At 42.1% G+C, this 26,339-nt stretch carries 23 protein-coding genes and 1 pseudogene; 12 read left to right on the top strand and 12 right to left on the bottom strand.

Going from position 1 to position 26,339, the window contains the following annotated elements:
- The 4 genes from AC3D28_RS12825 to AC3D28_RS12810 are packed head-to-tail and all read right to left on the bottom strand — an operon-like array spanning window position 1 to window position 5,080.
- Window positions 1-816 carry an oxamate carbamoyltransferase subunit AllH family protein gene (locus AC3D28_RS12825; protein ID WP_488534987.1) on the bottom strand — a complete coding sequence of 272 codons (816 nt, stop codon included), beginning with the start codon at window positions 814-816 and terminating at the stop codon, window positions 1-3.
- A gap of 54 nt (window positions 817-870) precedes the next feature.
- Window positions 871-2,127 carry a YlbE family protein gene (locus AC3D28_RS12820; RefSeq protein ID WP_488534986.1) on the bottom strand — a complete coding sequence of 419 codons (1,257 nt, stop codon included), beginning with the start codon at window positions 2,125-2,127 and terminating at the stop codon, window positions 871-873.
- A 14-nt stretch (window positions 2,128-2,141) separates the two neighbouring features.
- Complete coding sequence (gene fdrA / locus AC3D28_RS12815) at window positions 2,142-3,812, bottom strand: acyl-CoA synthetase FdrA (protein WP_488534985.1); 1,671 nt, start codon at window positions 3,810-3,812, stop codon at window positions 2,142-2,144.
- A 41-nt stretch (window positions 3,813-3,853) separates the two neighbouring features.
- Window positions 3,854-5,080 (bottom strand): MFS transporter, encoded by a 1,227-nt coding sequence (locus AC3D28_RS12810; protein ID WP_488534984.1) that lies wholly within the window; start codon window positions 5,078-5,080, stop codon window positions 3,854-3,856.
- Between the two features lie 346 nt (window positions 5,081-5,426).
- Here AC3D28_RS12810 and AC3D28_RS12805 point away from each other — a divergent pair, with 346 nt between their 5' ends.
- The 5 genes from AC3D28_RS12805 (at window position 5,427) to uraH (ending at window position 9,999) form a co-directional block, all read left to right on the top strand.
- Window positions 5,427-6,413 carry a TRAP transporter substrate-binding protein gene (locus AC3D28_RS12805; RefSeq protein WP_488534983.1) on the top strand — a complete coding sequence of 329 codons (987 nt, stop codon included), beginning with the start codon at window positions 5,427-5,429 and terminating at the stop codon, window positions 6,411-6,413.
- A 4-nt stretch (window positions 6,414-6,417) separates the two neighbouring features.
- Window positions 6,418-6,849: a TRAP transporter small permease gene (locus AC3D28_RS12800; protein WP_488534982.1), complete on the top strand. Its 432-nt coding sequence runs from the start codon at window positions 6,418-6,420 to the stop codon at window positions 6,847-6,849.
- Window positions 6,843-8,096, top strand: a complete 1,254-nt coding sequence (locus tag AC3D28_RS12795; protein WP_488534981.1) for a TRAP transporter large permease — start codon at window positions 6,843-6,845, stop codon at window positions 8,094-8,096. Before AC3D28_RS12800 ends, AC3D28_RS12795 begins: the two co-directional genes overlap by 7 nt.
- Window positions 8,097-8,118: 22 nt before the next feature.
- Window positions 8,119-9,066: a LysR substrate-binding domain-containing protein gene (locus tag AC3D28_RS12790; protein ID WP_488534980.1), complete on the top strand. Its 948-nt coding sequence runs from the start codon at window positions 8,119-8,121 to the stop codon at window positions 9,064-9,066.
- Between the two features lie 546 nt (window positions 9,067-9,612).
- The gene (gene uraH / locus AC3D28_RS12785; protein WP_488534979.1) at window positions 9,613-9,999 is read left to right on the top strand and encodes a hydroxyisourate hydrolase; all 387 of its coding nucleotides are present in this window, start codon (window positions 9,613-9,615) and stop codon (window positions 9,997-9,999) included.
- 294 nt (window positions 10,000-10,293) lie between these two features.
- Here uraH and galU read toward each other — a convergent pair whose 3' ends face one another.
- Together galU and AC3D28_RS12775 are read right to left on the bottom strand one after the other, a co-directional pair.
- Window positions 10,294-11,172, bottom strand: coding sequence for a UTP--glucose-1-phosphate uridylyltransferase GalU (gene galU, locus AC3D28_RS12780; protein ID WP_488534978.1), 879 nt, complete (start codon window positions 11,170-11,172; stop codon window positions 10,294-10,296).
- Window positions 11,173-11,241: 69 nt separating this feature from the next.
- Window positions 11,242-12,408, bottom strand: coding sequence for a nucleotide sugar dehydrogenase (locus tag AC3D28_RS12775; protein WP_488534977.1), 1,167 nt, complete (start codon window positions 12,406-12,408; stop codon window positions 11,242-11,244).
- A gap of 182 nt (window positions 12,409-12,590) precedes the next feature.
- On the opposite strand from AC3D28_RS12775, the gene wecA reads away from it, so the two are divergent.
- On the top strand, window positions 12,591-13,676 hold the full coding sequence (gene wecA, locus AC3D28_RS12770; RefSeq protein ID WP_488534976.1) for a UDP-N-acetylglucosamine--undecaprenyl-phosphate N-acetylglucosaminephosphotransferase: 1,086 nt from the start codon (window positions 12,591-12,593) through the stop codon (window positions 13,674-13,676).
- A 250-nt stretch (window positions 13,677-13,926) separates the two neighbouring features.
- On the opposite strand, the pseudogene AC3D28_RS12765 reads toward wecA, so the two are convergent.
- The 5 genes and pseudogenes from AC3D28_RS12765 to AC3D28_RS12745 all read right to left on the bottom strand — a co-directional run.
- Window positions 13,927-14,345, bottom strand: a pseudogene (locus tag AC3D28_RS12765) (IS4 family transposase); the annotation flags it as partial.
- Between the two features lie 159 nt (window positions 14,346-14,504).
- Window positions 14,505-15,788: a TRAP transporter large permease gene (locus AC3D28_RS12760; protein ID WP_488534975.1), complete on the bottom strand. Its 1,284-nt coding sequence runs from the start codon at window positions 15,786-15,788 to the stop codon at window positions 14,505-14,507.
- A gap of 12 nt (window positions 15,789-15,800) precedes the next feature.
- Window positions 15,801-16,304, bottom strand: coding sequence for a TRAP transporter small permease (locus AC3D28_RS12755; protein ID WP_488534974.1), 504 nt, complete (start codon window positions 16,302-16,304; stop codon window positions 15,801-15,803).
- Window positions 16,305-16,346: 42 nt separating this feature from the next.
- On the bottom strand, window positions 16,347-17,312 hold the full coding sequence (locus AC3D28_RS12750) for a sialic acid TRAP transporter substrate-binding protein SiaP (RefSeq protein WP_488534973.1): 966 nt from the start codon (window positions 17,310-17,312) through the stop codon (window positions 16,347-16,349).
- A 398-nt stretch (window positions 17,313-17,710) separates the two neighbouring features.
- Window positions 17,711-18,601, bottom strand: coding sequence for a dihydrodipicolinate synthase family protein (locus AC3D28_RS12745; protein WP_488534972.1), 891 nt, complete (start codon window positions 18,599-18,601; stop codon window positions 17,711-17,713).
- A gap of 292 nt (window positions 18,602-18,893) precedes the next feature.
- Between AC3D28_RS12745 and AC3D28_RS12740 the strand changes: the two genes are divergently transcribed.
- Window positions 18,894-19,751: a MurR/RpiR family transcriptional regulator gene (locus AC3D28_RS12740; RefSeq protein ID WP_488534971.1), complete on the top strand. Its 858-nt coding sequence runs from the start codon at window positions 18,894-18,896 to the stop codon at window positions 19,749-19,751.
- Between the two features lie 85 nt (window positions 19,752-19,836).
- Here the strand turns inward: AC3D28_RS12740 and nagA are convergent, their stop codons facing one another.
- Window positions 19,837-21,018: an N-acetylglucosamine-6-phosphate deacetylase gene (gene nagA / locus AC3D28_RS12735; RefSeq protein ID WP_488534970.1), complete on the bottom strand. Its 1,182-nt coding sequence runs from the start codon at window positions 21,016-21,018 to the stop codon at window positions 19,837-19,839.
- 247 nt (window positions 21,019-21,265) lie between these two features.
- Between nagA and AC3D28_RS12730 the strand changes: the two genes are divergently transcribed.
- The 5 genes from AC3D28_RS12730 to AC3D28_RS12710 all read left to right on the top strand — a co-directional run bounded on the left by AC3D28_RS12730 (window position 21,266) and on the right by AC3D28_RS12710 (window position 26,241).
- Window positions 21,266-21,970, top strand: a complete 705-nt coding sequence (locus AC3D28_RS12730; protein WP_488534969.1) for an N-acetylmannosamine-6-phosphate 2-epimerase — start codon at window positions 21,266-21,268, stop codon at window positions 21,968-21,970.
- Window positions 21,967-22,905 carry an N-acetylmannosamine kinase gene (locus AC3D28_RS12725; protein WP_488534968.1) on the top strand — a complete coding sequence of 313 codons (939 nt, stop codon included), beginning with the start codon at window positions 21,967-21,969 and terminating at the stop codon, window positions 22,903-22,905. The genes AC3D28_RS12730 and AC3D28_RS12725 overlap by 4 nt, the downstream gene beginning before the upstream one ends.
- Before the next feature lie 63 nt (window positions 22,906-22,968).
- Window positions 22,969-24,468 (top strand): sodium:solute symporter family protein, encoded by a 1,500-nt coding sequence (locus AC3D28_RS12720; RefSeq protein ID WP_488534967.1) that lies wholly within the window; start codon window positions 22,969-22,971, stop codon window positions 24,466-24,468.
- Between the two features lie 58 nt (window positions 24,469-24,526).
- Window positions 24,527-25,012, top strand: a complete 486-nt coding sequence (gene nanQ, locus AC3D28_RS12715) for an N-acetylneuraminate anomerase (protein WP_488534966.1) — start codon at window positions 24,527-24,529, stop codon at window positions 25,010-25,012.
- 167 nt (window positions 25,013-25,179) lie between these two features.
- Window positions 25,180-26,241, top strand: a complete 1,062-nt coding sequence (locus AC3D28_RS12710; RefSeq protein ID WP_488534965.1) for a porin — start codon at window positions 25,180-25,182, stop codon at window positions 26,239-26,241.
- The last annotated feature ends 98 nt before the right edge of the window (window positions 26,242-26,339 follow it).

The following is a 26,339-nucleotide window of genomic DNA, read 5'->3' as shown; positions in this document are numbered from 1 at the left end:
CTACTGGTCGAAATGTTGAAACGCGATAGCTAGCCCGAGTAGCGTATCTCGTCCTGATGTATGTCCATGTTGAATAAACTGCTTTATTGAATATTCGATGGTTTTATTGTCGTATTTAAACGATGAAAGTAACTTGAGGAGAGGGTAAGAAAACTCGCCAAGCATAGCGTGAGTAATAAAATGTTTACTCACTGTGGTTGTTTGATTGTCTAAATTGTTTTCTGCCAAAGCGTCAATTAACAGTCGCAAATAAATCTGATGTCTCTCTCGCCAAAACAATACAGCCAACGCACCGACTAATACGTCATCAAAGCTAGGAGTAAGTCCTAGGCCGAGTCCTATGTGCTTGACAACGTGTCGTGCATTATTGAGGTTTGGGCTAACCAGAAACTCAGTGACGGTATCTATCGGAGCAGACTTTTGATTCAGCATCTCCCCGTTGCTTAAACCAAACCCATTAATTTCTTGGTCAAACTTGGAAAAAATGGCGCTATTTATGCTGTCACCTGAAGAGGGGAATAGTTTTAGTTCTATTTTCCGGTTTGACGGTGCCACTTGAGTGCGTCCAATTCTTATAACATCGTCGTTATCCGCAGTGAATGTTTCTTCTGGATGACAAGTTGAACGTAGATATTCAAAATCTTCTTGTCTGAATACCATCCCAAACGGACTCAAATACTGCACGGATGGGTGAAGTGACACAAGATGACCAAATTGATTCACCAAATTCATGGCCTTCTCATGTGAGCTTAATAGTTGGTACTCACCGAAAATCGCAAGATTTTTAACAGTAGCTTGGGGAAAAATCGTTACCATGGTCCCTCATTAGAGGTAGCCGCATCGCGGCTACCTCAACACTAGCGTAATGAATTACGCTTCTACTTCTTTAGCAAGGGCTTCTAGCGCACCTTCAAAACAACCTAATGGTGCACGAACGGTGCCAGCACCAACTTGGCCAATGCCTGGATCTTTGTGTGCGATACCAGTATTGATCAACGGCGTGATACCGGTTTCAACAACGCGTCGAATATCTAGCCCCACACAAGCACCTTTGAAGTCCCATGTTGGGATTTGTAGCATTTCGTTGTTATCTAGATAGATCTCTGTCATCTCTTCCGACGTATCCAGTGCTGCGTCAAAGCCGCCAGCGCCCACGAAACGCGTGACACCCGGCGCTGCGATCATAGCTGCACCACCCACACCGAATGCTTCAGTGATCGCGCTGTCACCGATGTCGGCGTTAGCATCGTCTTGTGAGTATCCCGTAAAGAACAGACCTTGCGGCGTATTTACTGGCGCAGTAAACCAGCGGTCACCCAAGCCACTCACGCGAATACCAAAATCTTTACCATTACGTGTCAGAGCGGTAACGATAGAGCCTTTGCCAACAGACGCGGCCGCATCCATGACAGATTTACAATAAGCCATGGTCAGGTTTAAGAAGAACTGGTCGGTCGCACTTAAAAACTCAAGGACTTTAGTGATCGCCTCTGTGCTTCGATCTTGGTTAGCAATACATGGTGCAAGCTTTTTCGCCAATAGCGCTGACGCTGCGATGTTACGCTGGTGGAATTCATCACCCATGGTGATTGCTTGTGCCATGATTGCAGTCAGATCGATGCCACCGTCAAACTGGCTCAATGCTTCGTCTAACATAGGGCCGAATTCATCACGCATCCAGCACAAACGCTGTTGCACGTCATCGCCGTACGCACCAAAGCGCATTACTTTACCGATGCCCTCATTCATGTTGCAGTACGCGACGTTGCCGTGTTCGGTATTACGTACAACAAGCACCGGCATGGTGGCTGACGTGATGCCCCCCATTGGACCAACCGTATTGGCGTGGTGACAAGGCGTGAATGTGATCTCACCTTGGCTCAACATCGCAACCGCCTCTTCTTCAGTGTTAGCCCAACCTTCGTATAGACTGGCACCGATACAAGCCCCTTTCATTGGACCTGTCATATCTTCCCATACGATAGGAGGACCGGCGTGAAGCAGAGTACGCCCTTCATTTAGTTGTGGAATCACTTCTTTTGCAGGTTTCACCCCAAGCCAGAATGGCTTTGCGGCCTTAATTTTTGCAATAACTTCTTGGTTTGCTTGGTTAATATCGTATTTCATTTTGTATCACCTAATTAAGAAAGTTTATTCAGCAGTTCAGCCAAGTGTGCATTGCCACCTGCAACAGGCGCCCAACGATAGTGAATCGCATTGGCATCACAGCTCAAAAGATCATCAGCAAATCCGCTCAGGCCGATGTTGATGATCTGTGGATTTTTTAATAGATAGTGTGTTTCGCCTTTGACGGATGTCGCAGGAGTAGACGAAAGCAGAATCGCACTTAACGCCACGGCTTCTGGTACCGTGCTCACGACTTTGATATTCGCTGCTTCAAGTGCTGCTACTTGTTCCGCGCGTGCTTGAGGATCTTCTTGTGTGCCAGTGACGGTTGCGACAACGGCAAATGGTGCGTCGCGAAGTTCACGCAGCTTAGTCACCGCTTCGACCACGGCTTGCGCTGGGGCTTCATGACCACCAAAACCTAAAACAACGTCCAGTAATAAAACCCCGAAGTCTTGCTCTTTGAGCGCAAGGATCTGATCTGAGCGTGTTGATGGGTCGATCATCGGGTGCGGGCGACCAACGGTATACGCGTCATCTCCTAAATCAATAATCAGGTGTCCCTGATCGTTGAGCATTTCTCCATTAGGGTGCGTCGCCGATACTTCTAAACCAAATTGCTCTGCAACCAGCATCGCCGACTCTGCCGCTAGCGTACCGCCAGTATATAAACCACGGATCGTCTTATTGATTAACGCTTTCCCACCCAGTGATTCAAGGTGCTCAGTCGCCTCGACAACCTGACAGGCAATTTTAGCCGTTTGATCGAGTGTGTAAGCCAAGTGCACATTGCCAATTTGGTCGGTTTCTGGCTTATCACCCAAGAAAATAGCAACTACTGGCTTAGATAAGGTCTGCATGCACGCAAGGATGTCTTCACGCACGCTCGCCGCCGGTGGCTTAGATACAAACGCAATCACTTTGGTTTCTGGGTCTTCATCCAGCATTTTCAGCGCACTTTTCGCGCTGATCCCGCCAATATCGGCAGAAAGATCGCGACCACCGAGGCCGATGGCGTGGGTGATGCCCGAGCCAAGAAGGGCAATTTGTGAACACACTTCCTGAATACCTGTACCGGAAGCGCCGACAATCCCAATAGGACCTTGCGGCATTTGGTTTGCGAATGCTAATGGAACACCAGAGATATAAGCGGTACCACAGTCAGGGCCCATGACCAGTAGACCTTTATCTTGTGCGGTCTGTTTCAGTTGAAGCTCTTGCTCAACAGGGACATTGTCAGAAAACAACATCACATTGAGCCCATAATCCAATGCTTTAGAGGCCGTTTCTGTTGCATATTCACCGGCGACAGAAATAAGCGCCAAGTTTGCTTCTGGCAGTGTCTGCCTTGCTCTAGTCCAGCTACGTACTGTAGGTAATGATTTCCCTTTTGAACCACTGGCAATATTAGCAAGCTCTTCATCTAGACGCTGAGCCACTTCGTCCATTGCCCCTTGCGAATCTTCTTCTGTATCAACATCGATAGCGATACAAATATCGTTGGGGGTTACACCTTCGAACATCGAGTGCCACATACCCGTCGATAAAAAAAGATCTTTATTTGCTGGAGTCCCCATCATGACAGAGACTAAGTTTACAGATTCTAGTTCAGATAATTTCTTTGAAATAATCATCAAACTAACTGAATCTTGAAAACAGTTTGATTTAATAAATCCAATAATCATATTTGCCTCAATTTAAATTATATTATTTCTTTGTGTTCTGCTTATTGGTTAGCTGACTTTTCTTTAATACCAGCAAAAGAGATTAAACCGATCATCAATAACGCAGCAGATAAATAGAAGCTTGCAGCCAAGCTACCGGTAATATCCGTCATGAATCCCGCTAGTGTTGGCGCAATAATTGATGAACTCATACCAATAAAGTTAAATAGACCAAATGCGGATGAATACTGCGATGGTTTTACACTGTCAGCGACAGAAGCGACCAATATTGGATCCAGTGCCAACTTGCCGACTAAGCCGTATACACAAATTGCGGCAATCACTAACGGCATGGTTGGTAGATAAGCAATACAAGAAATACTAATAATTGCAGCGATGAGTAGAGGAATAGCGACAACTTTTCGCTTACCAATACGGTCAGAGATAGTCGACCATAACAGCGCACCAGGAATAGAAACCCATGCAACTAATGAAGAGATAAAACCAATCTCACTACCCACAATATCGCGCTCAGACTGTAAGTAGTATGGCAACCAAGTTAAAATCACAAAGAAACCAAAAAGTGAGCAAAATACAGTGACATACACACGTAATAGGTTTTTGTCTTTAATTAATTCGAAGAAACTGGTTTTTTCCGCGGCGTCTTCTGCTTTATCCGTCTTTTTCTTTTCCTTAACAAAGAACCAGATCAGCAAACCAACGATAATGGTTGGTATCGCCATCACATAGAAAGGCATGCGCCAACTAAAGCCAAGATCGTACACTAACCAGCTTGCTACCATAAAGCCGCTAGCCGTACCTACCGCCATGCCAGAGTTGATGATTGCGGTGCCAAAAGAGCGTTTCTCTTCAGGGATCTGTTCACTCGAAAGACCGTATTGCGGTCCGTAATATGTACCTTGACCCGCCCCCGTTGCACCACGAGCAAATAGAAGTGCACCGAATGATTTTGCCATGCCTGAAACTGCGGTAAAAATGCCAAAGAAGATGAAACCAGGAACGAGTACTTTCTTCTTACCAATTTTGTCCCCTAAAATACCAGAAGGAACTTGTAGTGCTGCATAAACAAAGAAGAACGCTGAGTTAATAAGACCTAACTGGGTATTACTCAATGAAAACTCACTTTGTATATCACCCATAACCGGGTTAAGAATAGTTCGGTCTGCGTACATAAATACCCAACCTAACCAAAACATACCTACTGTAACCCACCAAGAAGGTATTCCCTCTTTTTTAGCTTGAGGGCTTTCCACTATATTTTGACTCATAATAAACACCATCCACTTCAATAAACTTACCCTTATTAAGGATTAATAATTTGAAATTTGATAGTGACGTAAATCACCATATTAATATTATTTAATTTTTTTAAACAATAAGTAAAAAACAAGAGGATTCATTTATTTTTTTATTATTCAATTTTTTAAAACGAAATGAGTTATTTGGTTTTATCTTTTTAAATCAACCTCACCAAAAAGAGGCAAGCACCTGATATTAAAGACAATAAAAAACTCATATCATAGAAGTTATTTCTTTTTAATTTGGCTAATCATCAAGTTTTTTTAGCTTAAAACTTGCTAAAGTTCAGTATCAACAATGAAGCAAGGTAATATCATGAAACGTCTATTTTTCAACATAAAATGCTGTTTAATATTATTGCCTATTATCACGGTATGCCTCTCAAAGTCATATGCATACGATACAATAAGATTTCATCATGATATGTCCGTTGATAGCGCCTTACATAAAGGAGCGGTCATATTCAAACAACAAGTTGAATCCTTAAGTAATGGTGAAATGAAGGTAGATATATATCCGGCCAATAGTCTCGGTGACGACCAATATTCCACCGAGTTATTACAGGTTGGTATTGTTCACGCCGCGGTCATTCCTACTTCAAAACTGGCGAATTTTGTACCTAGCCTAAAAGCCTTAGATTATCCCTATCTGTTTACTGACAAAGCAGACGCATACGCAGCACTCGATGGTACAACCGGTCAAACCTTAAATAACGATATGAAAACCAAAGGAATGGTTGGATTTGGCTTTTGGGAGTCAGGATTTAAGCAATTGACTTGTAACAACGTCATCCAAAGTGCTACCGATGGAGCCCCCTTACTTAAGAATGTGTCGGTACGCATTATGGCCAGTGAAATACTAGAGCAGCAATATAAAGCCATCGGCGCGCTTCCCCTCGTCATCCCCTTCAGTGAAATTTATGTGTCATTGCAACACGGGATTGCTCGTTGCCAAGAAAATCCTTTAGTTTCTATTGCAAAAATGCGTTTGTATGAAGTTCAGAATGAATTGCTCATCAGCAACCATGGCTATCTTGCTTATGCATTTATTGTTTCTAAACGCTGGTTTTCTGGTTTAAGCGAAGACAAAAAACAACTGTTACGCCGAGCCGAAAAGATCGCACGCAACCAACAACGTGCTTTATCTTCGCAACTAGAAGAAGATTACTTACAGGAGATCATCGCTTCAGATAATACCAAACTTTACCCCAACACTGACCTGCAAGACATCAAATCCAAATTACAACATCTTCCGGTAAAGAAGAGCTTGCAACCAATAATCAAACAGATCAAAGGGGAGTGACGGTATGCATCGTAACGGGATCAAAATGTTACTTGGTGGGATGATGAGCGCTTTAAGTTTATTATTAACAATGGAAGTGATACTTCGTTCTTTGTTTGGCACCTCGCTCACTTGGTCATATGAGGTAGCTCGCACAATAATGATTTGGATGGTTTATTTGGGCGCGATCGTTTTAGCTTGGGATAATAACGCCATTAAGATCACGCTACTGAAAGAGAAATACCCTGTATTAGAGACAATAAGTCGCGTCGTCATGCTAGTCACACACCTCGCGATCAGCATAATCTCGATTAACTTTCTCACGGTGATCATTCCCTATGCTCGCACCTCATCAACCACCGGATTACCAATATGGATTAACTATTTAATTATTCCATTAGCCTTCTTTGCGATATTACTCCACAGACCTTCTCGCCCAATGGAGGACATATGCTAATTGCCTTCCTAATTATATTACTCATAACCCTAATCATTATTGGTACTCCGATTTATGGGGCGATTTTGTTTTCGTCAATTCTCTACATACTACTTCGCCAAGATATTTATCCAGAAATCGTCATTCAGCAACTGTACAGCGGCATCGATAAGTACTCGTTACTGGCGATCCCTCTCTATATTTTTGCAGGCAATATTATTGCGTCATCCTGCATTGGCAAAAAAATCATCCAATTTATGCAGCAGCTATTTGGCCATGTCCATGGGGGTATGGCTATCTCGACGGTACTGAGTTCAATGTTCTTTTCCTTAATTAGTGGCTCTGCACCAGCCACGGTGTTGACCGTTGGACGTATTTCGACTCAATCCATGTTGGAGAGTGGTTACAACAAGAATTTTACCTTAGGGCTAATTATTAGCACTGGTTCACTGGGCATTGTCATTCCACCCAGCATCTTTCTGATTGTTTATGGGGTTGTTACTGGTGCCTCTGTTCAAGCTTTATTTCTTTATGGTGCAATCGGCGGTTTTATTTTTGGTGGCTTATTTTTACTGTGCACCATCATCTATGCAATGGTGAAGCGCTACCCCAAAAAACCGAAACCTTCGATACGAACACTACTGACTCAGTTGGTCGACTCAGCTCCTTCATTACTACTGCCGAGCATTGTTATCATTGGCATTTCTACGGGCATTACCAGTCCAACAGAAGCAGGGGTGATCATCATTGTATACGGTCTATTTCTGAGTTGCTTAGTGTATAAAGACCTCAATTTAAGAAAAATTTATCATATTGCGGTAGACTCAGCGCTAACTTGCAGCCAAATAATGATCATCATGGCGGCGGCCAGCCTACTCGGGTGGCTTGTGGCGGAAAGTAATATTCTAGAGTTTATATCTATGGTCTGTGCACAATTCGATAGTTATATTATTCCATTGCTTTTGCTTAACCTTCTGTTTTTACTTCTCGGTATGCTGATTGATGTCACCTCGCTTGCGGTCATACTGAGCGGTGTCATCACTGCCATTAGCCAAAGTTTAGGTATTTCCCTAGTAGCCATTGGTGTCATTATGGCCATTACTGGCGCGATCGGCATGTTTACTCCGCCATTTGGACTAAGCTTATTCGTCGCCAAAGAAATAGGCGGCAAAAGTTATCTTCATACCGTTCAAGCACTAAAGCCATTTTATTTGATGTCAGGGCTAGCTTTACTTTTGGTTAATGTCATCATGCTTTCCCTGATATAACGACCAAGAGGAGAAAGGCTCAATGTTTAATTTAGACTTAGAGTCGGTCCGTACCTTCTTAATTCTTGCCAAATGTCAGTCTTTTAATGAAGCAGCGAAACATGTTCATCGATCGACGGCCACCATCACCTATCGTATTAAAGCCTTAGAAAAGGAATTCGGCGTCGATCTTATCAACCGAAGTACACGCAGCTTTAAGTTGACTCAAGAAGGCGAGTATCTTCAACATCGCCTAGAAGTACTTTTCAATGACTTTATGGGATTAAGTTCCGATATAGAACAAATAAGAAACAACATCGAACATTCGGTTGGGATAGCAATCAATGAGTTATTGTATGATCGGGTCGCAGTGACCAAGCTCACTCAATATTTGCATAATAAATACCCAAAAACTGAGTTTCGCTTTTTTCGGGAAGTGTATAATGGCGTCTGGGGATCATTATTGAGTGAAGACTCTCAATTTGCCATCGGCACGCCTGGATGGCACCCAATCAGTAATGATCTTCAGTCAGTCAGTATGGGTGAGATAAACTGGATGTTTGTGGCCGCCCCTAATCACCCCGTTAGCCACCTTCATCACACTTTATCGGACGATGATCTACGCGGCTACACCGCCATTAATGTCGAAGATACCAGTCGACATCTTGTGAGGCGTAAAGCTTGGTTGCTTAAAGGTCAGCAAGAGTTGCTTGTTCCAGACTTGGAAACGAAAACCTTAATGCACACCCAAGGTATTGGCGTCGGCTATCTTCCCCACACTATCGCGACACGATTATTAAATTCGGGGCAGCTCATTACTCGAACCACATCCAATCCGCGCAGCCGCTCCCCAATGTCTATTAGTTGGCGTAAGGATGCCAACGGCAAAATTACCGATGAGCTCAGACAGATGGTTGCCGAGAAGCACCCTTTAATAACACCATTTTATGCGAATATTGATCAATCGGTAAATCAGCCCCCTCAACCATAGGTAGCCACGCCTTGTAGCTTGTAACCGATGACTCCTTCCATCATTCGCGATTCTAAAAGTAATGATGTCATTGCCCAATATTTTCACAAGCAAGGCGACCCGTTATTGACTGCGACTGGATAAGAGCACGCTTGAGAGACCAGCACTGCCAGTCATGTATTCATGGAACAATCCATCCTCATTCTTTTTTAGCGCCGCGAAGACAGCGGCGTTAATCCCTTCTCGATACGATGGCACTCAGCATATATCGCTTTATGATTGTGGCGCCATCGGCATGGCGATGCTCACATGACACACATAAAAAACAGAGGAAAACGCCTCTGGAATTTCTCATTAGTCCATCTCTCAGCATCAAGCCGCTCGGGCTCTGCTGGCTGAATGCTCACAACCTCTCAATTTCAAGCATCGATCGTATCGGAACATACCTACGAATAAGGTCGAGCACAGAAAAATCGATAAATTATTTTAGTTTAATGAAAGAAAATAGAATGGCTGTCGGTCTTGTAAATTCGAATAATCATCATTCATAGCAAAAGGAGCAAATATATGAAAATACTAAAAACCTCGATCCTAACTCTGTGTTCTTTAGTCGCGGCCCCTGTCTTCGCTGATGCTAGCGTTCACGTCCTAGATACCAACAAAGGACTGCCAGGTACAAATATTGAAGTCAAATTCTACGAGAAGTCCGGAGAACAATGGAAACTTCTTGCAACTCAAACAACAGATGAAAACGGACGAATCAAAAAGTTCGATTTTGGCGAAGGTACCCTGTATCGAGCGGAATTCAACGTTGGGGATTTTTTCGAAAATCAAAACACCGACTCTTTCTACAGCAGCATCCCCGTTGATTTTAAGGTAGAAAATAAAGACTCACACTATCATATCCCTCTCCTACTGAGTCCGTATGCTTACTCCACTTATCGCGGAAATTAAGGGAAATTTAAAGTTATCCTATCTGATTGACAGACATGCTTTACATTTATAAATACAGAGACTTTCTGTCTAAAAAATAGAGTAATAACTTCACTTTCAAAAAGCTGGAAACTCATAACAATAAAGCCTGTTACGCAAAGTAGCAGGCTTTTTGGCAGTCGACGTCTACATCTTAGAAAACGAAAAGAAACAGATTTCTTAGCAAACCGCGGAAAGCGCAACCACATATCCGCACTCAGAGTCCCTATCATCCTTGCTAGGCCAAAGTGAAACAAAAGCCCTTATCAACGCAACTTACGTCAGTTCCGCAACTTTCACCGTTGGCTTTTCCGCTATCTTAGCGCTGGAAGTTTGCTGGTAAAGGTTGTTATAACAATAATTTGTCGCATCAATGTAACCTTCGACACTGCCGCAATCAAAACGCTGGCCTTTAAATTTATACGCGAGCACGCAACCCGATTGCGCTTGTTGCATCAGAGCGTCGGTGATTTGGATCTCACCACCTTTACCTGGCTCAATATTTTCAATCAACTCAAAAATATCGGGTGTCAAAATATAGCGGCCAATGATCGCCAAGTTACTTGGCGCAGTACCGGGTTCCGGCTTTTCTACCATGCTGTCAATACGGAAAATATCTTCTTTGATCGCCTCACCAGCAATCACACCATACTTATGCGTTTCTGTTTCTGGCACTTCTTGTACCGCGACAATGGAACAACGGAACTGATTATACAGCTCGACCATTTGAGCCAGAACGCCTTTGTCTTCATTGACACATAGATCATCTGCAAGTACAACCGCAAAGGGTTCGTCCCCCACCAATTCACGCCCCGTCAGAATCGCGTGACCTAAGCCCTTCATCTCACTTTGGCGGATATAGGTGTAACTTGCCGAATCAATTAAACTGCGAATATCACCGAGCAGCGCTTCTTTACTTGTGCCACTGATTTGATGCTCTAACTCGTAATTTTTATCGAAGTGATCCATGAGCGAGTGCTTGCCTCGACCAGTCACGATGCACATACCGTTCATGCCCGCTTCGATGGCCTCTTCAACGCCATACTCGATCAGTGGTTTGTTCACCACGGGCATCATTTCTTTTGGCATGGATTTCGTTGCAGGTAGAAAACGTGTACCGTAACCCGCAGCAGGGAAAAGACATTTTTTAATCATAATAATATTCACCAACTGTAAAAAAGGCCCTCACGAGGAGAGCCGCTATAACTTTTTTATTTTAATAGCTTAATCGCTACCAAACAGATCGCGGGTGTAGACTTTATCCACCACATCGGCAAGTTCCTCAACCATTCGGTTAGAGACAATCACATCGGCGGATTGCTTGAATTCCTTGAGATCACGAATGACGCGAGAGTTAAAGAAGTCATCTTCTTTTAGTACAGGCTCGTAAACAACGACGTCGACGCCTTTGGCCTTAATACGCTTCATGATGCCTTGGATAGAAGACGCACGGAAATTATCTGAGCCCGCTTTCATGATCAGGCGGTAAATACCCACCACTTTTGGCTCATGCTTGAGAATAGATTCTGCGATAAAATCTTTACGGGTACGGTTTGCATCCACAATCGCACCAATAATGTTGTTCGGTACATCTTGGTAATTGGCCAAAAGCTGTTTAGTATCTTTTGGTAAGCAGTAACCCCCGTAACCAAACGATGGGTTGTTGTAGTGGCTACCAATACGAGGGTCTAAGCTAACCCCTTCAATGATTTGGCGAGCATCTAAACCATGCGCTTCTGCGTAAGAGTCTAATTCATTAAAGTAAGCAACGCGCATCGCTAGGTAAGTATTTGAGAACAGCTTCACCGCTTCTGCTTCTGTCGAATTGGTAAAGAGAACTTGAACATCCTCTTTCACAGCGCCTTCAATTAGCAGGCCTGCAAATGTTTCTGCACGCTCACTGCGCTCACCAACGATGATGCGAGATGGGTAAAGGTTGTCGTACAGTGCTTTGCCTTCACGAAGAAACTCTGGCGAAAAAATAATGTTTTCGCAGCCTAATTCCTCTCGAATACGCGCGGTATAACCAACCGGCACGGTCGATTTAATCACCATCACAGCATCTGGATTAATCGCTATCACATCCTTAATCACCGCTTCAACTGAAGAGGTATTAAAATAGTTGGTTTGCGGGTCATAGTCCGTGGGAGTGGCTATCACAACATATTCAGCGCCTTGATACGCGTGCTGTTTGTCTGTTGTAGCCACAAAGTTCAGCGCCTTGTTTGCAAGAAAATGTTCGATCTCTGCATCAACAATTGGAGATTGCTTTTTATTGAGTAATTCAACTTTTTCAGCAATGATATCTAATGCGACCACTTCATGATTTTGCGCCAATAACATAGCATTAGAAAGTCCAACATAGCCGGTCCCCGCAACTGCGATTTTCATAGGTTAATCCTTCAATTTATTTTTGCCAGAGAATAGCAAAATTAGATTTGTTGTGCTATTGACCAATGCAACGGCTAACCAATTTCTCCACTGGCCGCCACGATTCTGGAAACTACAACTTTTTACCCCACTAACATGGGCTAGAATTACGCAAATATATACAATAACGGTTGGCTTTTATTATGTTCTTTGAACTCAGTTTTATCTTTTTCTCTTCTTTTGCCACTCTCTTCTTAATGCGGAAAGTGGCGAAAAAAGTCGGCTTAGTTGACAAACCCAACGCCCGTAAACTCCATCATGGCGCCGTTCCCTTAGTCGGCGGGATATCAATTTGCTTAGTGCTAGCACAATACCTGACTTTTAACCCCGACATCATCAAACACAGCTGGCTTTATCTATTATGTATTGGATTATTAACCCTGATTGGCGCTGTTGATGACAAGATTGATCTTAGCTTCAAAATCCGTATGGGCGTCCAAGCACTACTCTCTATTGTGATGATGAAAGCCGCAGGACTTGAGCTTCACAGCCTCGGCAATATGTTTGGTATCGGTGAAATCTCTTTAGGCTGGGTAGGTAGTTTGATCACTATTTTCGCTGTCATTGGCGCAATTAATGCCTTTAATATGGTCGACGGTATTGATGGATTACTTGGCGGACTTTCTATTGTTACTTTTGGTGCCTTGGCTTTTTTACTTCAAGTCGATAGCCAACATGGTCTTGCATACTTATGTGTAGTGATCGTCGTTGCCATGCTTCCCTACATTTTTATGAACCTTGGCATTCTAGGGAGAGAGCGCAAGGTCTTTATGGGCGATGCGGGCAGCATGATGATTGGATTTACGGTGATCTGGATATTACTCGGAGTGAGTCAAACAGAAGGCTCTGAGCCTTTGATGCGTCCAGTTACAGCACTTTGGCTTATCGCCGTGCCGTTGATGGACATGACTGCCATTATGATCCGTCGTATTCGCCGAGGAGACTCGCCATTCAAGCCTGATCGCGAACATTTACACCATATCTTCCAACGCTTAGGTCTGGGTCCTAGACAGACATTGGTCGCTATTTGTTTTATCGCCACATTGTATGCAAGCTTTGGTCTTTACGGTGAAACAACCAATATCTCTGAACTCACGATGTTTAGTTTATTCATGGGTTGCTTTGTTATCTATTCCGTCATACTGGCGTATATTTGGAAAATCACGAGCTTTATTCGCAACAAGTTCGGGAAAAAACGCCAAGCGGCTGAGTCGCCAAAGGCTTCCTAGAAAATACACTATTTCCGTATGATTTGAATATGCAAGCTGGCATCGCTGAAAGTGCTCTGTCATTTGGGGGCTCTATTCAGCGGCTTTACACTTCCAAGCATCGACAATCAAACTGCAATGTAATATAAGCCTGGCAGCATCACCTCTTGCAAAACGATGCCTAGCTTTTAATAATGACAAAAATATCAGTTTAAACTACTTAAAAGTGAAGAAACACGCTCGCCGAACCGAAGACGGGCTTTGTTTTTTAATTAGTATTATCAAAAGTAATCTCGGTAATAAGATCAATGCTAAGTTCCATTCGGCAAATCATTCTACCTGTGGATATTGAGTTCCTTCTTTACCGAGAAAAAACATCTTCATTTTTATTCTATGCAGCTAGCCATACGACACCATCAATACCTCCGAGAGTTAGATCAAACCATTGAGTAAGATTTGCAATCTTAGACCACTAACTTGTCGCTCAAAGAAAGCTTTTATTGTAGCCTCACCTAACTTTTTCGACGCTGAGTGAGATCACTAGGACCAATAAAGGCTTTGCCGTACAGTCACAATATCAGTGAGAGAATAAGTTTCCTTAATGAGTTCAATAGCGAGCAAATCTGCTAGCGTTTCTACGTTGTTAGGCTTCCAATCATTAATCACGTTTAGAGCTTTTGAAACACCCATAAAAAAACCAAGTGCATAAAATACACTTGGTTTTTGACACCTCAAAAGCATCGTTTAACCGATCACTTTTGCTCCGCTAACTGATCGGAATGATCTCCTTAGCGGTCTTTTTATTATCTATATCCGCGGTCATTAAAAACAATAACGCTTCAATAAGAGCTAACCACCGTAACCAAGTATAAGTTGTGGTAATAACAGGGTGAACTGTGGGAATACCGCAACCAAAATTAGAACAATAAACAATGGGACAAGCAGTGGAATAACCCCCTTAGTTAGTGTGTGGAAAGGAATGTTACCCACTTTTGAGACTACGTATAACGCCATACCCATCGGTGGAGTCAAGATACCGATCATCAGGTTCAAAATAGCCATTACTCCAAAGTGAACAGGATCAATCCCCATTGCCGTTGCAACGGGAACCAAAAAAGGAACCAATAGTAACAACAAAGCCAGTGACTCTATGAATGTTCCTAAGAACAGCAACAACAAGTTAATTAACAGCAACAGCACTAATGGGTTGTCACTGATCGTTAAGAAAAAATCAGCAAGCATTTGTGGTAACTGCGCTCGTGCAACTATCCAACCAAATACAGTCACTCCCATAACCATCAATCCAACAACAGCGGTTGTATTAACAGTCTCTTTCAAAATGCCAACAAAGCTTGAAAGGGTTAATTGCTTATACACCAATGTACCTAAGAGCAATGCGTATAGCGATGAAACAACCGCCGCTTCCGTCGGAGTGAACTTACCTGAAAAAATGCCTCCGATGATGATGACCGGCGTTAGTAACGACAAAAATGCTTCTTTAAATGATTTAAATTGCTCTCTACGTGTTGCTCGAGGTAATGTCATATAGCCACGTTTTTTACAGATATAGTAACTCATCAACATCAACGCTATGCAACACATAATACCGGGAACTGCCCCCGCCAAAAAGAGTGCGCCAATTGATGTACCAGACACGACACCGTAGATGACTAAAGGAACTGACGGAGGTACGAGTGGACCAATAATACAAGACGCGGCTGTCAAACCTCCTGCAAAATCATCATCATAACCAGCATCTCGCATCGACTTAATTTCAAGCTGCCCTAGACCACCAGCATCAGCTAATGCAGAGCCAGACATACCAGAGAAGAGTAAGCTTGCCATAATATTTACATGTCCAAGGCTACCAGTAATATGACCCACCATGGATTTAGCAAAGTTAAAAATACGCTCGGTAATACCAGCACTGTTCATTAAGTGCCCTGTTAAGACAAAAAATGGGACGGCCAGTAAAGTGAAGTTATTAAGACCATCGATCATTTGTTGAGTAGCAAAGTTAATTCCCGTACTACCCGTTAATATCAAAAAGAGTAACGCAACAAAAATGAGTGAAAAGCCAACTGGCATACCTGCAAAGAGCAGCGCCAACCAACCAAATATTGAACCAACCATGAGAGAATACCTTTAAGCTGCGTGAGTGGAATTTATGTCTTGTGCTTGTTCGACAACCTTGAACTCTTTGACAATACCAATTAGCTTTTGCGTCTGACGAAGGACCATAAATACACCGCCAACAGGTAAACTGTAATTAAGCCAACTCGCTGAAATACCAAGTGTAATCAGTTCAAAAAATGCTGTGCGTTGTACGTATTGGTAACCAAGGTAAATAATGGAAAAAATTGAAATTAGAACGGCTATTTCCAATGAAAGAACCAAAACTAAACGAACTTTCTTAGTTAGCATATCTGAGAAAAAAGTGATGTTTACATGGGACTCTGTTTTGATGGCTAAAGCACCACCAATCAACACCATATACATGAACAGCACTCTAGCTAATTCTTCACTCCATAATGAAGGATCGTTTAATAACCATCGAGTAGCGATTTGCCACGTTAGTACGACAAGTAACGCAGCCATTAACGGTACAGTGATGATCTCTTCTATCGAGTCAAATATTTTACGTAACATCTTAAACTCCTAGGCTGACTCTAAAGTCAGCCTAATCAACGACTACATTGAAGTCAGTTTATTAACCACTGGTTGTCCTAACTTCTCATCAAATTCTTTGTAAAGTGGTTTCATCGCATCGCGAAAAGGGCCTAGCTCAGGCTGTGTGATCGTGACACCATTTTGCTCAAAGAACGAAACGAGTTCCGCTTCTTGTTTCTTTACTGAATCAGTATGAACGTTACCCGCTTTGACTACAGCTTGCTGAACGAGATCACGTTGCTTTTCCGAAAGCGTTTCCCAAGTTGTATTAGAGAACAACACCATTTGGTCATTTACAATATGATTAGTTAACGCTAGGTTTTCCTGCACTTCAAAGAATTTCATCGTCTTGATGGTAGGAAGTGGGTTTTCTTGACCATCAACCGCATTGGTTTGCAGCGCTAAATACACTTCAGAAAAAGCCATTGGCGTTGGAGAAGCGCCAGAGAGTTTCGCGTAATTTAAATTAGGTTTTGCATTTGGAACGCGGAGTTTAAGTCCTTTGAAATCGTCAATACTATTAAGTGGGCGATTAGAGGTCGTTTGACGTGTACCGTTATACCAAGTATCCAGTGCTCGCCAATTAAACTTAGTCAGCATCTCTTGTTTAATCTCTTCACCAAACGAAGAATCAAATATACGACGAATATGTTCAAAATCTTTTACCACATATGGTAGACCTACCGCTTCAGCACGGGGGATCCATAGCCCTACACGAGCAAATTCTGCATAAGTGATGTCTAAATCACCCATCGAAAGTTGCTGTAACATTGCTCGATCATCACCCAATTGCGCACTAGGATAAATTAAGACTTTAATGTCACCGCTACTTATTTCTTCTAATGTATCAGCTAAGTACTTGGCCGATGTATACTCTACAGATCCTACTGAAGCCTGCATGCCCATTTTAAGCGTTGTCGTTGCATGAGCAGATAAGGAAAGGCCTGCGACCATAAGTGCGATAGTCATTTTATTTAAGTTGTTCATAATAATCCTTCTGTTTCATTTGATTAGCTCATCATGGCTAATTTATATTAAGTTATGTTTAAGAGAATACCATAGAGAAATACTTCACTATCATTCTCCTACGCTGGAGTTTTATTTCAAACACAAGTTTCTCATTGTGTGATCATAAACAACAATTTATATAAATCAGCCATGACAATTTTATTATTAACACACAAAACTCCCTGTAGAAAAAACAAACATTTGAATTTAAAGGATTAAACATCAACAATCTAACATGCTGAATTTATAAAATAGAAAATAAAAAAGGCCTTCATGAATAAATCAAGAAGACCTGGACAAAATAAACAATATATAAATCACATGAAAACAAAGGAGCTTTAATAAAAACCCCAAGGATTAACAGAACGAAATATTAATCATATGAAATTAGCTGCTCTCATCTTATTCATAACAATATTTTTATGTTCTTGGCTAAGTGGTAATAATGGCAGACGAGCATCACCGGCATTTATGTCATGGAGTGCCATTGCCGCTTTACCTGCAGATACGCCACCAAATTCCGCTAGAACACGAATAAGTGCAATAACGTTATCCATTTTATTAATGACAACGTCATGTTGGCCTGCATTAAACGCCTCAATAATCGAATTGAAATGTCTGGCCGCATAATTATAGGTACTGCCTACTGCGCTTTTTGCACCAACCGCTAATGCACCAGGCAGAAACTCATCGACACCCCATGGAATATCGAACTTACCATCACATGCTCGTAAACAGCGTTGGTATTCATATAAATCGCCGCTATTGAATTTCAGACCAGATAAATTAGGGATACGCTTATCTGCTGCAATCAAGAACTCTTCCATGTTGACATTAACACCTGACATACCTGAGTGATAATAATAGAAACCTTTAGAAGGTGCCGCTGCCGCGACAGTTGCACAATACTCAACTAACTCATTAACGCTACCTGGTTTAAAGAAACACGGACCAATCGCTGAAGTCGCTAAGATATCCAGTGTGTCTGCATGCCGAGTAAGCTCAAGAGTGTCTACAATGCTCAAAGCTCCAGTATGTACAATAATGTCCATTTTACTGTTAGTCGCGGCAACCCAACGTTCTGCAATCAGTTTTCTTTCTTCAACACTACAGTGGATACCTTCACCAGTCGTACCACAAATATAGATCCCCTTAACACCGTCATCGATTAAGTGCTTGGCTATTTTATCTATCTCTTCAAAGTTAACTTGGTTGTTTGTATCAAATGGTGTGTGTGGTGCAGCAATTAAACCCGCTAGTTTTTTCATGGTTGCCTCGGTTGTACTATGTACATTTTGGTTTTGAAGGTAAACTTCATAAAAACGTCATCAAATGGAGTAACACTTATACTATGGAGTGAAGTTTCACTATTCAACAAAAACCGATATAGTTAATAGCAAAAGTGTGACTTGGGTATGAATTACGTTTTACTTAAACCATCGTTATATAATGTTTATTCTATACCTAATTATGAGAAATAATTGTGGAGCTTAACTTCAAATCGTATTCTTGATGTGTGAGAATACTTACAAATAACGTTTAACGTCGAGTAGCGCCAATATGCCACAAATTCGTGCAGGCAACATCATTGATACCATAGGCAGCCTATATAACAGCCTTACACCATCAGCTAAACGTATTGCAGACTATGTCTCATCGAACCCTGAGCAAATCAGTACGCTTTCTATTGCTGAGCTTTCTGTTGAAGTCCATGCTGGTGACGCGACGATTATCCGCTTCTGCCGTACATTAGGTTTTAGGGGGTATCAAGATTTCAAATTACAGTTAGCAATTGAAGTGTCGACGACTCAAGGCACAGAGCCTACAATTTTAGATACCGACGTTACTGAAGAAGATAGTGCAGAAATTATCGGAAAAAAGTTGCAATCGTCTATTGATCAAGTTCTGTCAGAAACACTTAACCTTTTAAATTTCTCACAGTTAGTCTCGGCAGCTGAGTTAATAAAGGAAGGAAATGCGATTTATTTCTTTGGTGTCGGTTCATCAGGTATATCAGCGGACAGTGCTAAGTATAAATTTATGCGTATCGGACTAAACGTGGATGCCTATACAAATAATCACTTTATGTATATCAAAGCCTCGCTGCTACAACCGGGTGATGTAGCCATTGGAATCAGTCACTCCGGTGATTCTGTTGAAACAATTAAATCGTTAAAACTTGCGAAGGAGAATGGCGCGGCAACGATTGCAATTACGCATAACTCTCGCTCAGCTATAACCAAATATGCCGACAACGTATTGGTAAATGGTAACCGTCAGGGTCAGCTTCAAGGCGATTCCATTGGAACCAAAATTTCGCAACTGTTTGTACTGGATCTGATGTATGCGTTGTTAGTGCAAAAAGATATGTCTGGAACTCATGATATCAAGCTTAAAACGACCGAAGCTCTCGGTTAACCACTATTTTAACTAACCAGAAGAAGCCAGTTAATCGCATATCTGGCTTTTTTATTTCGGATAACATAAACGGTAAACTCGTACTTCACAACCGTTGGTACATGCTTTGGCCCATCTGAATCGTCTGAGCAACATTGAGCTCTTCATCAAGCAACACTAGGTTGGCCTTGTAACCTTTCTCCAGTTTGCCATAGAGATCATCGACACCAATCGCTTTTGCTGGATATAGTGATGCCATGTTGAGTGCCTCAGATAATGGTACTTGGGCATGTTTGACCAAATTACGGACACTTTGGCTCATCGTTATCGCTGCACCCGCGATAGTTCCATCTTCATAGTGACACTTACCCATAGTGACATACGCTTGCACCCCAGCCATGTTAAATTCGACTAGCTCTGTTCCGGTAGGTGTTACAGCATCAGTAACTAAAAATAATTTCTCGCCAAGAAGTTCACGTGCAATCTTCAAAGAGGTGTAGTCAACGTGAATCCCGTCAGCAATAATTCCTGCGTATGGTTTCTCGTTAAAAACATAACCAACCGCGCCTGGCTCCCGATTGGTCAGCGGAGACATAGCATTGTAAAGGTGCGTTGCCATATTAATGCCCTTTTTCTCTGAGATTTGCTGATAAGTGGCATCAGTATGCCCCATAGATACCGAGATAGACGATTCAGATAGAATATCCAAAACATTTTGTTCAACATGCTCAGGGGCAATGGTTAAAACTTTTATGTATCGTTGATTATCTGAAAGATACTGAGCCATTTTAGTATCTAACTCACGAATATATTGCTTCTGATGTGCCCCTTTTCGCTCAATGCTGATGAACGGCCCTTCTAAATGTAACCCCAACACACCGAGGGTTTCGGGTGTCTTAGTCTTAGCAATAAGATCAATAGCTCGAACCATATCGTCAGGCTGAGCTGTTATCAAGGTAGGTAAAAACTGGGTAGTGCCATGCTGAACATTAGTAACGTTCATTATGTTCAGCGTTTCAAAAGAAATATCAGTATTAAACAGAACCCCACCGCAACCGTTAAGTTGTAGATCAATAAACCCAGGACTGACCAGTTGGTGTTTAGCATCAATTATTGCATCGGGAAAAGAGTCAATCATCGATTGTTCAGCAACATCTACAATGGTGTCACCTTCAATAATGATGACCTGATTAGTAATACGTTCACCATCTCGAAATAAGCTAACATTTTTAATCGCAAGCTTTTGCGTACTGACCGTTTGAGCTAAGTTGTTAGAACTTACATGCATACTGAGACCTTACTTTATGGTGTGAAGTTAAACTCCGCAGAATTTCTCACACATTATTTTCATGAGCAAGATAAATTTGTAAACCTTTCAAAAAAACCAGCCAAAATCTTTATTAGACCTTGCTTTTACTAGAAATAAAGTGAGATCAAGATCGCCATTTTAATTAAAATAATTTGAAGTTATACTCCAAAAGAAAGACTATGGAGTCACACTAAGTTGCTAGATTTAATTTCGGAGTTTTACTCACATGAACAACAATTCCCCTCTTCTTGATAAGCTAGCACACGGATTTGTGTCTTCATGCCAACCAGTAGATGGCGGTCCCATGGACAAGCCTTCAATCGTAGCTGCAATGGCAGCGGCGAGCATTGCTGGAGGAGCTGCTGGATTAAGAATCGAAGGTGTTGAAAATCTAAAAGCGGTACGCCCTTTAGTCTCTGTACCGATCATAGGCATCATCAAGCGGGATTTGATTGACTCGGATGTCCGTATTACTCCTTTCATAGAAGATGTCATCGCACTCAAAGAAGCAGGTGCTGATATTATTGCAATTGATGCTACTCATCGCCCAAGGCCCATCAAGGTTGCAAAATTGGTATCCAAAATACATGAACTAGGGTGCTTGGTCATGGCCGACTGCTCTAACTATGATGAAGGTATGTCAGCTTTCAATTTAAATGTAGAAATCATTGGCACAACAATGTCTGGTTACGTTTCTGGCCAAGTGCCCACAGAGCCTGATTTTCCTTTCATAACACGATTAGCGAATCAAGGTTGCTTTGTTATGGCTGAAGGCCGTTTTAATTCACCAGAACTCGCTGGCGCAGCCATTAGAGCCGGAGCATCTTGCGTGACCGTTGGTTCGGCAATTACTCGTATTGAACATATTTGCCAGTGGTTTGATAACGCTGTACGCAGTGCAAAACCTGACAATATGGAGGCCACTGCATGAAAACCTGTCTCGCTATCGATATTGGTGGAACAAAAGTCGCGGCTGCATTAATTCAGGCAGGACAAATTTTAAAGTTTAATCAACTGGCAACACCGTCATCGGATAATCCTGATGAGTTGACACAAACTCTTCGAGAGCTTGTTAAGCCTTTATACCAGCGAGCCGATTTTGTGGCCGTGGCGTCAACTGGCATCATCGTTCAAGGGGTTTTGACAGCACTAAATCCAAATAACCTTGGCGGTCTCAATCAGTATCCAATTTCTGAAATTTTTCAAGACCTTTGCAATAAGCCTGTCATGGTCATCAACGATGCACAAGCTGCCGCATGGGCCGAGTATCAGTTACTCGATTCAATGCCAAGTTCAATGGGCTTTATCACAGTCTCTACAGGTGTTGGCGCTGGGTTTGTCATTAATAATGAACTGCTTACTGGACAGCATGGTATTGCTGGCCATGCTGGTCATATCTTAGCGGATCCTAACGGTCCGTTGTGTGGCTGCGGACGTCAAGGTTGCGTTGAAAGCATTGCTTCAGGTACCGCTATCGGAAAAGCAGGTCAGCCTTTCTTTGGCAGTGAATGCTCGGGAGAAATCGTTTTTACACAGCACTTAAATGGAAGTTCAGACGCCAAAGCCATTGTTGAGAAAGCGGCTATAACCATCGCTAACCTTATTGCTGATCTAAAGATTTCATTAGATCTTCAAGTCATTTGCCTAGGAGGCAGTGTCGGTTTGGCTCCCACGTTTCTTACACTGGTTCAAAATTATCTAAAACAGCTTCCAGCCGCCTATCAAATAGAAGTAATTCACGCTCACAGCGGTGCAAATGCAGGCCTTATTGGCGTCGCTTCTTGGGCAGAACGTCATTTCCAGCAGTCTAATTTTGAAGAGACGGTTATTCATAAGCCGCTTATAAACAACAAGAATACTAATTAAAACAATAGGCATAACAATGCCTTCAATAAACATAATTTAATCCTACAGAAAGGTCTACACCCTATGGAAGCAAGTTCGTTTGGTACGCTTAATTATATTGCCTTAATAGGTTACCTAGTTGCGATTATGGGAGTTGGTGTTTACTTTGCTAAACGCCAAAAATCAGCGGATGATTATTTTAAAGCTGACGGTCGCATCCCTGGATGGGCAGCCGGTTTCAGCGTTTTCGCAACCACATTGAGCTCAATTACATTTATGTCTATTCCAGCCAAAGCTTACACCGATGACTGGACATTTTTAATCGGCCAATATATAGCAATTGCTATTTTACCTATCGTATTCTGGTTCTACATACCTTTTTTTAGAAGGCTAAATCTAACCTCGGTCTATGAATATTTAGAGCGACGTTTTGATGTGAAAATGCGTTTATTTGGTAGTATCTCTTTCATGCTTTTTCATATCGGTCGAATCGCAATCGTTACTTATTTAACGGCCCTAGCACTTATGCCCTTTATCGATATGAGTCCACTTACGATTGTATTTTTAATCGGTGTTCTTTGCATTATATATACCTTCCTAGGCGGTATCGAAGGAGTAATTTGGACGGATGTTATACAAGGAGTCATGCTCTCTGGCGCTGCCATCCTTATCTTTATTGTCATCTGTTTTAATGTCGACGGTGGAATTGGTGAGATTTTTAGTATGTCAGCACGAGAAAACAAATACTTTCCGGCTGAACAGTTCCGTTGGAGCTGGACTGAAAGTACAATTCCAGTGTTAATGATTGGCTTTTTCTTCACCGCACTACAGCAGTTCACCGCGAGCCAAGACGTCGTTCAGCGTTACATTGTTACTGATAACATCGAAGAAACAAAGAAAGCACTAATTACAAATGCTAAGTTGGTCGCTTTTGTGCCTGTATTTTTCTTTGCAGTAGGTGCTGGTCTATACGCTTACTACAGCCAAAACCCTCTCGCTCTTTCTGATGATTTTAATACTGGTGGTATCTTACCATTTTACGTGATTTCTCAAATGCCTGCAGGTATTGCTGGTTTAATTATTGCGGCTATCTTCGCCGCTTCTCAATCAAGTATTTCAAGCAGCTTAAATAGTATTGCTGCTTGTTTCACTTCAGATATCTACGAGAAATTAAGCGATAACCCATCATCAGAGCAAAAACTTAAAATTGGGCGTTTATTGACGGTTATTGCGGGTGTTCTTGGTGTCGTTGCTTCAACTTACCTAATCCTTTCCAACGAAAGCGAAATATGGGATGCCTTCAATAGCTTACTTGGATTAATGGGTGGTCCAATGACGGGTCTGTTTATGCTAGGTATATTTATTCGACGTGCAAACGCAACCAGTGCACTACTTGGCGTCATTACCAGTATCGCTGTTGTTCTAGCAGCGCGTTATTTAACCGACTTGAATTTCTTCTTCTACGGTGTGATTGGGACGCTTGTGGTCGTTATTGTCGGCACTCTAACAGCACCACTATTCAAAAGTTCAATCGACAATAGCACCAAATACTTACTGACCGTCGGTTTAATTTCTAAAGCGTAATACTAATTGGGTGCTGACACATCAGTGCCCAATCTTAAAATTATTTGGAGTTCCAGCTATGATTTATGGTCATATTCAGCATGAGCAAGTTAACCAATATCTACCAAAAGCAATTTTACAGGCGTTATCATTTCTTAAATGTACTGACTTAAAAGCGTTACCCACCGGAAGACACGATATCGAAGGGAACATGATGTATGCCAATGTCATGGCTTTCGATACTGGATCTGCAGAAAAAAAACAAGCTGAAGTTCATAAAGACTATGTGGATATACAATGCTTAATCAGCGGTGAGGAAACAATTCAATATTGTGTTGAGTCATCAAGCAATCGACTCTCGACAGAGTACGATAAAGCAAATGATTTCTTCTTAGTAAGCAACATGGAAAATGTCAACCACGTTACTCTTCAACCAAATATGTTCGTAGTGTTTTTCCCCGGAGAACCGCACAAACCTGGTTGTTTTATCGAATCCCCCATTCCAATAAAAAAAGTGGTCATTAAAGTCCACATTGATCTAATCCGACTTAGCGATGAGCCTTAAACCTATGTTTCTATAGGCTTTAACCTCGCTTACACGCTAACCAAATCTTAGCCTCTACCAAACACTTTGAAATAAAGGTGGGGGTTTTGATATCAAAAAATGCAAATAAGGATTGTTTGCATAAAGACGTATGGATATACCCTACAACCTACAAACTGGTAATAATAATGAAAAAGATAATTTTAGCTTTAGCACCTGTGGTACTACTTCCCTTTACAACCAATGCTGCACAAATTTATCAAGCAGACGACGGCTCCGTATTGAATATGTACGGCCGTGTACAAGGTGATTTTAAATATTATGATAAAGACAGCAACCCAGCTGCAGATGACGACAGTAAATTAAATGGCTCAGTAAGCGCACGTGTGGGCTTTAATGGCCGCCAAATAATCAACGATGATTATTCACTTATTGGTCAAATGCAGTATCAATTAGTTCAAAATGATGAAAACGATAGTGTTGACTGGAAAGCACGCTACGTTTGGGCAGGTATCGATATGGAAGAGAAAGGTCGTATTGAGACTGGCCGGGTCGTGTCAGGAGTCACTATGTTCTCTGACATAGGTGATATCTTCTCCACCGGTGGCGACCCAGTTGCGGGTTATCATGCTGGTGAAGTTGACTCAAGTGCAGCGCTTATTTTCCGTCAAAACGGTACCTTCCAATACCGTAACGAAATTGGCGACCTAGCTCTTTCCGCCGCTATGATCACCAATAGCAATGTCGATATGGGGTATAACGCAGCCGCACGTTATACACTGGATATGGGTAATGCTGGTGTCCTTAAACCTGCTGCCATGTTCCAATACACCAAAGCTGACGATAAAAGTGCCGACGTTGAAGATTACCAAACATGGGGCTTAGGTACGCAATACTTCTTAGATGGTCTTTACCTTGGAGCTTCTTACAGCCAAGAATCTTTGGGACTATCAAACAGTGGTAACAATGCCGACACCACAGGTTACGACCTTCGAGCGGCGTATGACTTTGGTAAGTGGGCTGTACGTGCAGGTTATCGTTATCTAGAACTTGATGAATCAACAAGCACAGATGATGTTATTGAAGATGCTATTCAAACAGAAGTGCAATATCGTCTAACAAATCGCTCTTCTATTTTCTTGAATTACACAGATAACAAGGGCGGAAAATCAGTAATCACATCAACTGGCGCGAGCGTGTTGGGTAAAAAAGGCTCTGTTATCACCACTAGTTTACGTTACGAATGGTAATAAACACTACTAACGTCGTATTAAAAGAGCTTGTCCACTCGAAGTAATAATGTACAACGTTTACGATATATAAATGTAAGCCCCTCTTACTCTTACTA

This window comes from Vibrio sp. TAP-3B (assembly GCF_057784735.1).
Note: the sequence above shows the minus strand (reverse complement) of the source record. Positions and strands in the feature narration are given on the sequence as shown.

Bases quoted from the DNA above. Each gene is read 5' to 3' on its own strand.
- AC3D28_RS12825 (WP_488534987.1), bottom strand. From the start codon at position 816: ATGGTAACGATTTTTCCCCAAGCTACTGTTAAAAATCTTGCGATTTTC.
- AC3D28_RS12820 (WP_488534986.1), bottom strand. From the start codon at position 2,127: ATGAAATACGATATTAACCAAGCAAACCAAGAAGTTATTGCAAAAATT.
- fdrA (WP_488534985.1), bottom strand. From the start codon at position 3,812: ATGATTATTGGATTTATTAAATCAAACTGTTTTCAAGATTCAGTTAGT.
- AC3D28_RS12810 (WP_488534984.1), bottom strand. From the start codon at position 5,080: ATGAGTCAAAATATAGTGGAAAGCCCTCAAGCTAAAAAAGAGGGAATA.
- AC3D28_RS12805 (WP_488534983.1), top strand. From the start codon at position 5,427: ATGAAACGTCTATTTTTCAACATAAAATGCTGTTTAATATTATTGCCT.
- AC3D28_RS12800 (WP_488534982.1), top strand. From the start codon at position 6,418: ATGCATCGTAACGGGATCAAAATGTTACTTGGTGGGATGATGAGCGCT.
- AC3D28_RS12795 (WP_488534981.1), top strand. From the start codon at position 6,843: ATGCTAATTGCCTTCCTAATTATATTACTCATAACCCTAATCATTATT.
- AC3D28_RS12790 (WP_488534980.1), top strand. From the start codon at position 8,119: ATGTTTAATTTAGACTTAGAGTCGGTCCGTACCTTCTTAATTCTTGCC.
- uraH (WP_488534979.1), top strand. From the start codon at position 9,613: ATGAAAATACTAAAAACCTCGATCCTAACTCTGTGTTCTTTAGTCGCG.
- galU (WP_488534978.1), bottom strand. From the start codon at position 11,172: ATGATTAAAAAATGTCTTTTCCCTGCTGCGGGTTACGGTACACGTTTT.
- AC3D28_RS12775 (WP_488534977.1), bottom strand. From the start codon at position 12,408: ATGAAAATCGCAGTTGCGGGGACCGGCTATGTTGGACTTTCTAATGCT.
- wecA (WP_488534976.1), top strand. From the start codon at position 12,591: ATGTTCTTTGAACTCAGTTTTATCTTTTTCTCTTCTTTTGCCACTCTC.
- AC3D28_RS12760 (WP_488534975.1), bottom strand. From the start codon at position 15,788: ATGGTTGGTTCAATATTTGGTTGGTTGGCGCTGCTCTTTGCAGGTATG.
- AC3D28_RS12755 (WP_488534974.1), bottom strand. From the start codon at position 16,304: ATGTTACGTAAAATATTTGACTCGATAGAAGAGATCATCACTGTACCG.
- AC3D28_RS12750 (WP_488534973.1), bottom strand. From the start codon at position 17,312: ATGAACAACTTAAATAAAATGACTATCGCACTTATGGTCGCAGGCCTT.
- AC3D28_RS12745 (WP_488534972.1), bottom strand. From the start codon at position 18,601: ATGAAAAAACTAGCGGGTTTAATTGCTGCACCACACACACCATTTGAT.
- AC3D28_RS12740 (WP_488534971.1), top strand. From the start codon at position 18,894: ATGCCACAAATTCGTGCAGGCAACATCATTGATACCATAGGCAGCCTA.
- nagA (WP_488534970.1), bottom strand. From the start codon at position 21,018: ATGCATGTAAGTTCTAACAACTTAGCTCAAACGGTCAGTACGCAAAAG.
- AC3D28_RS12730 (WP_488534969.1), top strand. From the start codon at position 21,266: ATGAACAACAATTCCCCTCTTCTTGATAAGCTAGCACACGGATTTGTG.
- AC3D28_RS12725 (WP_488534968.1), top strand. From the start codon at position 21,967: ATGAAAACCTGTCTCGCTATCGATATTGGTGGAACAAAAGTCGCGGCT.
- AC3D28_RS12720 (WP_488534967.1), top strand. From the start codon at position 22,969: ATGGAAGCAAGTTCGTTTGGTACGCTTAATTATATTGCCTTAATAGGT.
- nanQ (WP_488534966.1), top strand. From the start codon at position 24,527: ATGATTTATGGTCATATTCAGCATGAGCAAGTTAACCAATATCTACCA.
- AC3D28_RS12710 (WP_488534965.1), top strand. From the start codon at position 25,180: ATGAAAAAGATAATTTTAGCTTTAGCACCTGTGGTACTACTTCCCTTT.